The sequence below is a fragment of the Stenotrophomonas sp. HMWF023 genome (assembly GCF_003060985.1).
In the GTDB taxonomy this organism is placed as follows: Bacteria; Pseudomonadota; Gammaproteobacteria; order Xanthomonadales; family Xanthomonadaceae; genus Stenotrophomonas; species Stenotrophomonas lactitubi.
On sequence record NZ_QAIJ01000189.1, the window covers coordinates 1 to 12,351 of the forward strand.

8 protein-coding genes are annotated in these 12,351 nt (G+C 65.4%); 5 read left to right on the plus strand and 3 right to left on the minus strand.

Annotation, left to right across the window (positions count from 1 at the left end):
* The 5 genes from DBR20_RS10175 to DBR20_RS10195 form a co-directional block, all read left to right on the plus strand.
* On the plus strand, positions 1–435 hold a 435-nt coding region (locus DBR20_RS10175; protein WP_146186987.1), incomplete at its 5' end, for an aldehyde dehydrogenase family protein.
* 75 nt (positions 436–510) lie between these two features.
* Complete coding sequence (locus DBR20_RS10180; protein ID WP_108266093.1) at positions 511–2,151, plus strand: acetolactate synthase large subunit; 1,641 nt, start codon at positions 511–513, stop codon at positions 2,149–2,151.
* A 430-nt stretch (positions 2,152–2,581) separates the two neighbouring features.
* Complete coding sequence (gene lysS, locus DBR20_RS10185; protein ID WP_108266094.1) at positions 2,582–4,093, plus strand: lysine--tRNA ligase; 1,512 nt, start codon at positions 2,582–2,584, stop codon at positions 4,091–4,093.
* 204 nt (positions 4,094–4,297) lie between these two features.
* Positions 4,298–5,443 (plus strand): two-component system response regulator, encoded by a 1,146-nt coding sequence (locus DBR20_RS10190; protein WP_108266095.1) that lies wholly within the window; start codon positions 4,298–4,300, stop codon positions 5,441–5,443.
* Positions 5,440–7,611, plus strand: a complete 2,172-nt coding sequence (locus DBR20_RS10195; protein WP_108266096.1) for a response regulator — start codon at positions 5,440–5,442, stop codon at positions 7,609–7,611. The genes DBR20_RS10190 and DBR20_RS10195 overlap by 4 nt, the downstream gene beginning before the upstream one ends.
* A 102-nt stretch (positions 7,612–7,713) precedes the next feature.
* Here DBR20_RS10195 and DBR20_RS10200 read toward each other — a convergent pair whose 3' ends face one another.
* The 3 genes from DBR20_RS10200 to betA all read right to left on the minus strand — a co-directional run bounded on the left by DBR20_RS10200 (position 7,714) and on the right by betA (position 12,314).
* Positions 7,714–8,586 (minus strand): crotonase/enoyl-CoA hydratase family protein, encoded by an 873-nt coding sequence (locus tag DBR20_RS10200; protein WP_108266097.1) that lies wholly within the window; start codon positions 8,584–8,586, stop codon positions 7,714–7,716.
* A gap of 160 nt (positions 8,587–8,746) precedes the next feature.
* Positions 8,747–10,423, minus strand: coding sequence for a long-chain fatty acid--CoA ligase (locus DBR20_RS10205; protein WP_108266098.1), 1,677 nt, complete (start codon positions 10,421–10,423; stop codon positions 8,747–8,749).
* Positions 10,424–10,631: 208 nt separating this feature from the next.
* On the minus strand, positions 10,632–12,314 hold the full coding sequence (gene betA, locus DBR20_RS10210; RefSeq protein ID WP_108266099.1) for a choline dehydrogenase: 1,683 nt from the start codon (positions 12,312–12,314) through the stop codon (positions 10,632–10,634).
* Positions 12,315–12,351: the final 37 nt, after the last annotated feature.

The following is a 12,351-nucleotide window of genomic DNA, read 5'->3' on the forward strand; positions in this document are numbered from 1 at the left end:
CTTGATGCGCAGGTGCGCGCCTCGGTCGAGGCCGGTGCGCAGCTGCTGGTGGGCGGCAAGCAGCTCGATCGCCCCGGTAGCTTCTACGCACCCACCGTGCTGGCCGGCGTCGAGCCGGGAATGCAGGCCTTCGATACCGAGACCTTCGGGCCGGTGGCATCGATCAGCCGCGCGCGCGATGCCGACCATGCGGTGGAACTGGCCAACCAGAGCGAGTTCGGCCTCAGCGGCAATCTGTGGACGGGCGACCACGCCCGCGCGATGCAGCTGGCACGCCGGCTGCAGACCGGTGGCGTGTTCGTCAACGGCTTCTCGGCCTCCGATCCGCGCGTGCCGATCGGCGGCGTGAAGAAAAGCGGTTTCGGCCGCGAGCTGTCGCACTTCGGTATCCGCGAATTCGTCAACGCGCAGACGGTGTGGTTCGACCGCCGTTGACGCGGGCCATCCACGCTTGCTGTCAGCATCCCTGCAACGTTCCATCATCACGCATTGCGAGAAGGACGTCATTCCATGTCCAAGGGTTCCGATCTGCTCGTCGCCGCACTCGAAAACGAGGGCGTCGAGCGCATTTTTGGCATTCCCGGTGAAGAGAACCTCGATGTCGTCGAGTCGCTTCGCCACTCCAGCATCGAGCTGGTCATCACCCGCCACGAACAGGCTGCCGTGTTCATGGCCGCCACCTATGGCCGCCTGACCGGCAAGCCGGGCGTCTGCCTGGCCACGCTCGGCCCGGGCGCACTGAACTTCACCACCGGTGCCGCCTATGCACTGCTCGGTGCGTGGCCGGTGATCATGATCACCGGGCAGAAGGGGATCGTTGCCAGCAAGCAGGCGCGCTTCCAGATCGTGGATATCGTCGGCACGATGAAGCCACTGACCAAGTCCGCACGGCAGATCGTCTCGGCACGCACCATCCCGATCATCGTGCGCGAAGCGTTCCGTACCGCGCAGGAAGAACGCCCGGGCCCGGTGCTGCTGGAACTTCCCGAGGACATAGCGGCGATGGAGGTCGAGGACGTCGCACTGATCCCGCCACACCCGGTGGATCGACCGATTGCCAGCCCCGAGGCGCTGGATCGTGCGGCGCAGATCATCCGCGACGCCAAGCGGCCGTTGCTGGTGATCGCGTCGGCGGCATCGCGGCCACAGTCCAGCGAGGCGCTGTCGGCCTTCGTGCTGCGCGCCGGCATTCCGTTCGTCACCACGCAGATGGGCAAGGGCGCAGTGGCCGGTGGCTCGGGCCTGTACATGGGCACGGCGGCGCTGAGCGAGCGCGACTACGTGCACATGGCCATTGACCAGGCCGATGTGATCGTGACCATTGGCCACGAGGTGACGGAGAAGCCGCCGTTCGTGATGCGCCCGGGTGGCCGCACGGTCATCCACATCGGTTATTCGCAGGCCGCGGTAGAGCAGGTGTATTTCCCGCAGGTGGAGGTGATCGGCGATATCGGTCGCTCGCTGACCCTGCTGGCCGACCGTATCGAAGGCAAGGTCGACAACGCCGCGGCGCTGCTGCCGTTGCGTGCGACGATCCTGGAGCACATCGCCGATCGAGCCGAAGAGGCGGGCTTCACGCCGCAACGGCTGGTGCATGACGTGCGCCAGGTGATGCCGCCGGACGGCATCGTGGCGCTGGACAACGGCATGTACAAGATCTGGTTCGCGCGCAACTACCGCACCCAGGTGGCGAATACGCTGCTGCTGGACAACGCATTGGCGACGATGGGGGCGGGCCTGCCGTCAGCGATCATGGCCTCGATCCTGTACCCGCAACGCCGCGTGCTGGCGGTGTGTGGCGATGGCGGTTTCATGATGAACAGCCAGGAGCTGGAGACCGCGCGTCGCCTGGGCCTGAACCTGGTGGTGCTGATCCTCAACGACGGCGCCTACGGCATGATCCGCTGGAAGCAGGCGGTGGACGGCTTCGCCGATTACGGCATGACCTTCGGCAATCCGGACTTCGTCAAATACGCCGAGGCCTATGGCTGCCAAGGGCATGAGGTGACCGCGATCGAGCAGTTCATTCCGACGCTGGAAGCGGCGTTCACGGCGGGCGGCGTGCATCTGGTGTCGGTGCCGATTGATTATTCGGAAAACCAGCGGGTGCTGGTGGACGAGCTGCGGCAGGCGTTCCCCGGGAACGGGTGAATCCGGGGCATGGCCCGGTAGGTGTCGACCTTGGTCGACACGGGGGGCGCCAACCAAGGTTGGCGGCTACCGGGACGTCGGTGCCGCGATATCCGGTAGGTGTCGACCTTGGTCGACACGGGGAGCGCCAACCATGGTTGGCGGCTACCAGGGCGTCGGTGCCGCGATATCCGGTAGGTGTCGACCTTGGTCGACACGGGGGCGCCAACCAAGGTTGGCGGCTACCAGGGCGTCGGTGCCGCGATATCCGGGAGGTGTCGACCTTGGTCGACACGGGGGCGCCAACCAAGGTTGGCGGCTACCGGAGCAGGGGCGGCCCAAGGCCGGGGAGGGGCCGTCCAGCGGCCGGGGCAGGGCGCTTTTGGTATGCTGGGCAACCGGCTGTGCCGGGCGCAAGACTCCCCCCTCACTACACGATTCCCGCAGATCCATGAGCGAAGCTACCGATACCCCCCCCGTCGACGAAAACAAGTTGATCGCCGAGCGCCGTGAGAAACTCAAAGCGCTGCGTGGGCAGGGCATCGCGTACCCGAACGACTTCCGTCGCGAGGACTTCGCCGGCAGCCTGCAGGAAGAATTCGCCGACGCGGAACAGTGGACCGCCGAGACCCTGGAAGGCAACGGCCGGCAGGTGAAGATGGCCGGTCGCCTGATGGCCAAGCGGGTCATGGGCAAGGCCAGCTTCGCCCAGATCCAGGACGAATCCGGCCGCATCCAGCTGTTCCTGCAGGGCAGCGTGCTGGGCGATGCCTACACCGCCTTCAAGGGCTGGGACGTGGGCGACATCATTGCGGTCGAAGGTGGCCTTACCCGTACCAAGACCGGTGAGCTGTCGGTCAAGGCCGAGTCGATCCGCCTGCTGACCAAGTCGCTGCGCCCGCTGCCGGACAAGTGGCATGGCCTGGCCGACGTCGAACAGCGCTACCGCCAGCGCTATGTCGACCTGATCGTGACCCCGGAGTCGCGTGCGGTGTTCATCAAGCGCTCGAAGATCATCCGTGCAATGCGTGCGTGGCTGGACAACCGCGACTTCCTCGAAGTCGAGACGCCGATGATGCATTACATCCCCGGCGGCGCGGCGGCCAAGCCGTTCACCACCCATCACAACGCGCTGGACCTTGACCTGTACCTGCGCGTGGCGCCGGAGCTGTACCTCAAGCGCCTGACCGTCGGTGGCCTGGAGCGCGTCTACGAGATCAACCGCAACTTCCGCAACGAAGGCGTCAGCACCCGCCACAACCCGGAATTCACCATGATGGAACTGTACGAGGCGTATGCCACGTACAACGAGATCATGGACCTGACCGAAGGCGTGATCCGTGACGTGGCGCAGTCGGTGAACGGCTCCACCACGGTTGAGTGGGACGGCGCCAACATCGACCTGGGCCCGGCGTTCCGCCGCTGGCGCATGGACGAGGCAGTACGCCACCACAACCCGGAAATCTCCGCGGCCGACTGCACCGACCGTGATGCGCTGCTGCGCCATTGCGAGCGCTTGAAGATCCGCGTCAAGCCGTCCTACGGCTGGGGCAGGCTGCTGCTTGAGATCTTCGAAGCCACCGTCGAACACACCCTGATCCAGCCGACCTTCATCACCGATCACCCGGTGGAGGTCTCGCCGCTGGCCCGCGCCAACGACAACGATCCGGGCTATACCGACCGCTTCGAACTGTTCGTCAACGGCAAGGAACTGGCCAACGGCTTCTCCGAGCTGAACGACCCGGAAGACCAGGCCCAGCGCTTCCAGGCGCAGGTGGCGGCGAAGGAAGGCGGCGACGACGAGGCCATGCACTACGACGCTGACTATATCCGTGCGCTGGAGTACGGAATGGCGCCGACCGGCGGCCTCGGCATCGGCGTCGATCGCCTGGTGATGCTGCTGACCGGCAGCAGCTCGATCCGCGACGTGCTGCTGTTCCCGTACATGCGTCCGGAGCAGTAACCGGCTTTTCTCGGCGTCTGTTTGTGCGCGCCGTCTCGGTTTGAGACGGTGCGATTGACGCGTCCCGCACTCGGCGTATCGTTATTGCACAACCTTGACACTGGCTATGGCTTGATGGCGTCAGGGGAGGCCGCAATGTGGAGAATCCGCTTCACATTGTGACGACGATCATGAATCGGGGGGCGCGTGACGGGAGTCGAGCCGATGCAGGGTGCCAGCGTGCACAGCGGCGGGGTATGCTCGCCCGCTGACCTTTCAGCATGGTCGAGAAAGCAGGCAGAGAACGCCTTGAACATCGTCATCGTCGATGACCAGACTTCCGCACGGACGATGCTTCGTCACGTCATCGAAGACATCGCGCCGGAACTGAGCGTGCATGACTTCGGCGATCCGTTGACCGCATTGGCATGGTGCGAATCGTATCCGGTCGACCTGCTGCTTCTCGATTACCGCATGCCGGAGATGGACGGGCTGGAATTCGCCCGCCGCTTCCGCCGGCTGCCCAAACATCGTGATATTCCGGTGATCCTGATCACCGTGGTCGGCGACGAGCCGATCCGGCAGGCGGCGCTCGAAGCCGGCGTGATCGATTTCCTGGTCAAGCCGATCCGCCCGCGTGAGCTGCGTGCACGCTGTTACAACCTGTTGCAGTTGCGCCAGCAGACCGAGAACGTGAAGCAGCGTGCGCTGTCACTGGAGCAGCGGCTGCTGGCCAGCATGCATGAGGTGGAGGAGCGCGAGCGCGAGACGCTTTCGCGGCTGGCACGTGCAATCGAATTCCGTGATGCCGGCACCAGTGCCTACCTTGAACGGATGGCGCGCGTGGCTGGCCTGATCGCCGAGCAGCTGGGCCTGCCGGAAGACGACGTCAAGCTGATCGAAATGGCTGCGCCGCTGCACGACATGGGCAAGATCGCCATTCCCGATGCGGTGCTGCTCAAGCAGGGCAAGCTCAATGATGAGGAGCTGGCGATCATGCGTCGGCATCCGCGCATTGGCCATGAACTGCTCAGTGGCAGCCAGAACCGCTTCATCCAGGTCGGTGCATTGATCGCGCTGCGCCACCATGAGCGCTACGACGGCAGTGGTTATCCCGATGGCCTGGTCGGCGACGCGATTCCGCTGGAGGCACGCATCGTCGCCGTGGCCGACGTGTTCGATGCGCTGATCTCGCCGCGCCCTTACAAGGAAGCGTGGACGATGGAAGCCACCATGGCCTACCTGTATGCCCAGCGCGGGCGTCTGTTCGATCCGCGTTGCGTGGACGCATTGCTGCGCGGCCGCGAGCAGCTGGAACAGATCTGCGCCGAGCACTCCATCGCCTCTGCACGGCCGGGACTGGGCGCGTGAAACGGCTGCTGTCGCGATTGCGGCTGCGCCTGTCCCAGCGGCAGGACAGCGAGCACGGGCAGCAGATCGTCCGCATCATCCTGATCAGCCTGATCCTGGCGTACGTGCTGCTGCCTTCGGCACGGCATGAACTGCCGCACACCCAGTATGTCGGTGTGCTGGCGATCGTACTGACCGGCCTGAGCCTGTCGCTGCTGTTGTTCGGCTGGCTGCTGTGGCGACCGCAGCGCTCCGATCCCCGGCGCGTACTGGGCATGCTGGCCGACTACGGGCTGATCGCCGCCGGCATGATCCAGATGGGTGAGCCGCTGTCGTGGGTCTACATCGTGGTGATGTGGGTGACGGTGGGCAACGGCATGCGCTTCGGCAACCACTACCTGTATGTGGCCGTGGCGATGGCGATGGTCAGCTTCGGCAGTACCGCACTATCCACCCCGTACTGGCAGCAGAACGCGCGCCTGGCCATCGGCCTGTGGCTTGGCCTGGCCGCGGTTCCCCTGTATTTTTCCACGCTGCTGCGGCAGTTGACCGAAGCGATGGCCGAGGCGCGGCGCGCCAGCGAAGCCAAGAGTCGATTCCTGGCCAACATGAGCCACGAGTTTCGCACCCCACTCAATGGATTGAATGGCATGACAGAAGTGTTGGCGACCACGCGTCTGGATGACGAGCAGCGTGAGTGCGTGAGTACCATCCAGGCGTCATCGCGCAGCCTGCTGGCGCTGGTCGAGGAAGTGCTGGACATCTCGGCGATCGAGGCCGGCAAACTGCGCGTCGTTGCCGAGGATTTCGTCCTTTCCGAAGTGATCCAGGCCATCGGCCTGATCCTGTTGCCGCAGGCCAAGGCCAAGCGCCTGGACTATCGGGTGAAGGTGGCCGAGACCGTTCCGCCGACGTTGCGCGGCGATGTCGGGCATCTGCGGCAGATCCTGCTCAACCTTGCAGGCAACGCGGTCAAGTTCACTGATCATGGCCGGGTCGAGATCCGCGTCTGCGTTGTCCATGCAGACACCCAGGGTGGGGTGCGGCTGCGCTTCGACATTCTCGATACCGGCATCGGCGTCGCACCGGCGATGCGCCCGCGTCTGTTCGAGGCCTTCGAGCAGGCCGACGTCAGCATGGCCCGTCGCCATGAAGGTACCGGCCTGGGCACGACCATCGCCAAGGGACTGGTCGAAGCGATGGACGGCGAGATCGGGTATCTGGACAACCCGCCGCAGGGCAGCCACTTCTGGGTGGAACTGCCGTTCGCGCCGCCGCAGCCGGTGGTCCCGGGCGCGGTGCCGACCCTCGCTGCGGGCGACGAAGCCGGTGCCGGCGGCAACGTCATCGCGTTCGCCGACCCGTTCCTGCGCCATCGCGCGCGGGTGCGCAGCATGCAGATCCTGGTCGCCGACGACCACGAGGCCAACCGCATGGTGCTGCAGCGGCTGCTGCAGAAGGCCGGGCACAAGGTGCTGTGCGTCGATGGTGGCGAGGCAGTGCTTGATGCATTGGCCGAAAGCGAGTTCGATGCGGCCATCGTCGATCTGCACATGCCGGGCATGAGTGGCCTGGACATGCTGAAGGAACTGCGGGTGATGCAGGCCGGTGGCGGCCCGCGCACGCCGGTGCTGGTGCTCAGCGCCGACGTTACTCCCGAAGCGATCCAGCGCTGTACCCAGGCCGGTGCACATGCATTCCTGGCCAAGCCTGTGGTGGCTGTGCGCCTGCTGGACACCCTGGCCGAGATCGCCAACAACGCCCAGCTCAAGTCCAGTGCGCCGCCGATCGTGCGCACCGTCACCAATCTCGATGGCGTCCTTGATACCGGCGTGCTTGATGAACTGGCGTCGCTGGGAATGGGCGAGGGTTTCGAACGCGAGTTCATCCGCCAGTGCCTGGATGATGCCGAGTCGTGCCTGCGCAAGGCCGAAGGCGATGGCGAAGCGGCACGCTGGGACGCTTTCCGCGAGCAGTCGCATGCGATCAAGGGTGTGGCCAGCAACCTGGGCCTGGTACGCGCGTCCAACCGCGCCGGTGAATTGATGCGGATGGCCGACTGGCAGCTCAAAGCCGAATGGCGGCAGCGTCTTGCGGTGCTGCAGGGGGCGATCAAGGAAGGCCGGCAGGCGCTCGATGCGCGCGCCGAACGCAAGGCACGTGGCGTGGCCGACGACGGCGAGCGCTAGCACTGGTGCCTGGCCTGTGCGACGGGTTGCCCATGCCCGCACGCTTCATAAAAAAAGCCCGGTGGCCAGCCGGGCTTGAACCCTGCGGGGGAGGGGGACGTATCAGGCCACATCCAGATTGGCGCGTCGGGTCTGCGCCTTGATCAAACGGTCCATGGTGCGCAGCGAACGATCGCCCAGGGCCAGTGCCGAATCGACCCAGACCTTGGTGATTTCCAGAAGTTCGTCATAGCTGACCGCCTGCGCCAGGTTGCGCGCGGCATTCATCGCCAGGTACGACTGCGGCAGGCGCTGCTGCTGGCGGATCATCGCTTCGACTGCGCTGCGACCTTCACCTTTCCTGACCAGCACGTCGACTACGCCCATCGCATGCATCTCCTCGGCGCTGTAGACACGGCCGTCGAGGATGATCTTCTCGGCCAGCTGCGGTGACACCCGGCGGCACAGGAACGAATAGGCGCCCATGCCCGGGAACAGGCCGAACAGCACTTCGGGCAGGCCCATGCCGCAGCCTTCCTCGGCCACGATGGTGTGGCAGGCCAGGGCCATTTCCAGGCCGCCACCCAATGCGTCGCCCTGGATCAGGGCGATCGAGCGGACGTCGCCGCCGAAGCCGGTGTGCAGGTGGTGCACACCTTCCACGCAGCGTTGCGCGTAGGTCAGCAGCAGGTCGCGGTTGCCTTCCCGGATCAGCCGGGTGAACAGGTCCAGGTCGCCGCCCAGGTTGTAGGCGGCGGCGTCGGAGGCCAGCACGAAATGGCGCAGCTGGCCGCTGTGGCGCTGCGCCGGGCCGCGGGTGATGGCGCTCATGTAGCTCCACATCTCGTCCAGCATGTCCTTGCGGCAGCAGGGACGCACGCCGGTGGAGGCATCGGCGTGCATGAACAGCCAGTGGGCGGCGCCGTCGGCGCTGTCCTGGGTGCGGATGGTGGCATAGGGCGAGCCGCTGCTGGGCAGCTTTTCAATGGTACTCATGGAAGGGTCCTCGGCGGTGCGGCCCGCAGATCAAGGTGGTGGCCGGCGGGCCGAACGGTCCACTCACGCGGCGATGCTACACCGGCCCCGGGCCACGCACGCGAAAAGGCCCGGGTCGTTGCCGACCCGGGCCTGAGCGCGTTCAACTTTCCGCAAACCCTTACGGGGCGGGCGTATCGCGGAGTTCGCGACGCAGGATCTTGCCGACGTTGGTCTTCGGCAGCTCTTTTCGGAATTCAACGATTCTGGGGTGCTTGTAGCCGGTCAGGTTGGCCCGGGCGTGTTCCTTGACCATCTCCGCGGTCAGGTTCGGGTCCTTCTTGACGATGACCACCTTGACCACCTCGCCGGACTTCTCGTCCGGTACGCCCACCGCGGCCACTTCCAGCACGCCCGGCATCATCGCGATCACGTCTTCGACTTCATTCGGGTACACGTTGAAGCCGGACACCAGGATCATGTCCTTCTTGCGGTCGACGATGTAGAAGAAGCCGTGCTCGTCCATCTTCGCCATGTCGCCGGTGTGCAGCCAGTCGTCGGCGTCGATGGCCTTGGCGGTTTCCTCGGGGCGCTGCCAGTAGCCCTTCATCACCTGCGGGCCGCGGATGCACAGTTCGCCCACTTCACCCAGCGCCAGGATGTTGCCGTTGTCGTCCTTGATGCAGGCATCGGTGGACGGAATCGGCAGGCCGATCGAGCCGTTGTACTCGGCCAGGGTAAGCGGGTTGATGCAGGCCGCCGGCGAAGTCTCGGTCAGGCCGTAGGCCTCGACCAGGGTGACGCCGGTGGTCTTCTTCCAGCGTTCGGCGACCGCACGCTGCACGGCCATGCCGCCGCCCAGGGTTACCTTCAGCGAGGAGAAATCGACGGTGTCGAAGCCGGGGGTGTTGAGCAGGCCGTTGAACAGCGTATTGACGCCGGTGATCGCGGTGAAGCGCACCGACTTGAGCTCCTTGACGAAGCCCTTCATGTCACGCGGGTTGGTGATGAGGTGGTTGCAGCCACCGAACTTCATGAAGACCAGGCCGTTCGCCGTCAACGCGAAGATGTGGTACAGCGGCAGGGCGGTGATGATCCATTCCTTGCCCATCTCGATGCCCGATGCACTGATCCAGGCCGAGGCCTGCTGCATGTTGGCGATCAGGTTGCGGTTGGTCAGCATCGCGCCCTTGGCCACACCGGTGGTGCCGCCGGTGTACTGCAGGAACGCCACGTCGTCGTGGTCGATCTCGACCTTCGGCAGGGTGTGGCGGCTGCCCAGCTTGAGCGCCTGCTTGAAGCGGATCGCACCCTTCAGATGGTAGTTGGGCACCATCTTCTTGACGTACTTGAGCACGAAGTTGACGATCGCGCCCTTGGCGCCGAGCAGGTCGCCCAGGCCGGTGGTGACCACATGCTTGACCGGCGTATCGGCGATGACCTGTTCGACGGTGTCGCCGAAGTTGTCCACCACCACGATCGCGGTAACGCCGGCATCGACCAGCTGATGCTTCAGCTCGCGCGCGGTGTACAGCGGGTTGACGTTGACCACGGTCAAGCCGGCACGCAGCACGCCGAAGGTCGCCACCGGGTACTGCAGGCAGTTGGGCATCATCAAGGCGACGCGGTCGCCCTTCTTGAGCTTCAGCTCGCCCAGCAGGTAAGCGGCGAACTGCTCGACCAGGGCATCGGTCTCACCGTAGGTGAGGGTCTTGCCGAAACTGGAGTAGGCCGGTCGGTCGCGGTACTTCGCGACGGACGCGTCGAAGACCGAAACTACCGAATGGAACTCGTTGACGTCGATTTCGGCGGGAACGCCTTTCGGATAGCTCTGCAGCCAGGGACGATCCAGACTCATATTCCCCCTCCAGGAATCGTGATGATGGGTGCGGCGCGGACAGTATCCGCCAGAACCGCTCTCCGCAGCATACCGCCCCGTAGGGAAAACGCGAAGAGGCCCGCCGCGTGGCGGCTGGATGCGGCAAAAAACGCCGGGCATGGCCCGGCGCTACCGATGGGGGCAGAGGTGCCGGTAGCGCCGGGCCATGCCCGGCGGAGCAGCCGCGTCAGCCGCGGCTGCGCACCGGTGCCCCGTTGGCCTTGAAGTACGGCGCAGTGCTGCGCGGCAGCGGCGCACGCCCACGGATCACGTCGGCCAGCTTCTCGGCGATCATGATGGTCGGTGCGTTGAGGTTGCCGGTGACCACCTGCGGCATGATCGAGGCATCGACGATGCGCAGGCCCTGCAGACCATGCACGCGACCCTGGCCATCAACCACCGCCATCGGATCATCGGCGTGGCCCATCTTGTTCGAGCAGGACGGGTGGTAGGCGGTCTCGGCATGCTCGCGCACGAACGCATCGATCTGCGCATCGGTCTGCAGCGCGCTGCCTGGCGAGATCTCGCGGCCGCTGTACGGTGCCAGCGCCGGCTGCGCGAAGATCTCGCGGGTGATCCGGATCGCCGAACGGAATTCGCGCCAGTCCTGGTCGTGCGACATGTAGTTGAACAGGATGCTGGGATCTTCGCGCGGATCCTTCGAGCGCACGTGGATGCGGCCACGGCTCGGCGAGCGCATCGAGCCGACATGCATCTGGAAGCTGTGCGCCTTGATCGGGTTGGAGCCGTTGTAATTGATCGCCACCGGCAGGAAGTGATACTGCAGGTTGGGCCAGTCGAATTCGGCATCGCTGCGGATGAAACCGCCGGCTTCGAACTGGTTGCTGGCGCCGATGCCGGTGCCCAGGAACAGCCATTCGGCGCCGATCGCCGGCTGGTTGTACAGCTTCAGTGCCGGGGCCAGCGAGACCGGCTTCTTGCACTCGTACTGCAGGTACATTTCCAGATGATCCTGCAGGTTGGCGCCAACGCCGGGCAGGTGATGCACCAGGTCGATGTCCAGGCTGCGCAGCAGGTCTGCCGGGCCGACGCCGGAGCGCTGCAGGATCTGCGGCGAGGCGATGGCGCCGCCGCACAGCAGCACTTCGCGGCGTGCGGTAGCGCGCTGCGGCTGGTCGTTGTGCAGCCACTGCACGCCCACGGCGCGCTTGCCCGAGAACAGGATGCGGTCGGTCAGCGCGTGGGTGACGATGGTCAGGTTCGGGCGTGGCTTGGCCAGGTCCAGGTAGCCACGGGCGGTGCTGGAACGACGGCCCTTCGGCGTGACCGTGCGGTCCATCGGGCCGAAGCCTTCCTGCTGGTAGCCATTGAGGTCATCGGTGCGCGGGTAACCGGCCTGTACGCCGGCCTCGACCATCGCCGCGAACAGTTCGTTGTTGCCGGCCTTGGGCGTGGTGACGCGCAGCGGGCCGTCGCCGCCGTGGTAGTCGTTGGCGCCGATGTCGCGGGTTTCGGCCTTGCGGAAGTACGGCAGGCAATCCAGGTAGGCCCAGTCTTCCAGGCCCGGCATGCCGGCCCAGTTGTCGTAGTCCATTGCGTTGCCGCGGATGTAGCACATGCCGTTGATCAGCGACGAGCCGCCCAGGCCCTTGCCACGACCGCAATCCATCCGGCGGTTGTTCATGAAGGGCTCGGGATCGGTCTTGTACGCCCAGTTGTAGCGCTTGCCCTGCAGCGGGAACGCCAGTGCGGCGGGCATCTGGGTACGGAAGTCGAGCCGGTAGTCCGGGCCACCGGCTTCCAGCAGCAGCACGCTGACATCGGCATCTTCGGTGAGGCGGGTGGCCAGCACGTTGCCGGCCGAACCGGCGCCGATGATGATGTAGTCGTACTCGTTATGGGTGCTCATGGTTGCTCTCCTGCAGGCCGGGCGCGCTGCATGCAGG

Excerpts from the sequence above, each read along its gene's own strand:
- DBR20_RS10180 (WP_108266093.1), top strand. The coding sequence starts at position 511 with ATGTCCAAGGGTTCCGATCTGCTCGTCGCCGCACTCGAAAACGAGGGC.
- lysS (WP_108266094.1), top strand. The coding sequence starts at position 2,582 with ATGAGCGAAGCTACCGATACCCCCCCCGTCGACGAAAACAAGTTGATC.
- DBR20_RS10190 (WP_108266095.1), top strand. The coding sequence starts at position 4,298 with ATGCAGGGTGCCAGCGTGCACAGCGGCGGGGTATGCTCGCCCGCTGAC.
- DBR20_RS10200 (WP_108266097.1), bottom strand. The coding sequence starts at position 8,586 with ATGAGTACCATTGAAAAGCTGCCCAGCAGCGGCTCGCCCTATGCCACC.
- DBR20_RS10205 (WP_108266098.1), bottom strand. The coding sequence starts at position 10,423 with ATGAGTCTGGATCGTCCCTGGCTGCAGAGCTATCCGAAAGGCGTTCCC.
- betA (WP_108266099.1), bottom strand. The coding sequence starts at position 12,314 with ATGAGCACCCATAACGAGTACGACTACATCATCATCGGCGCCGGTTCG.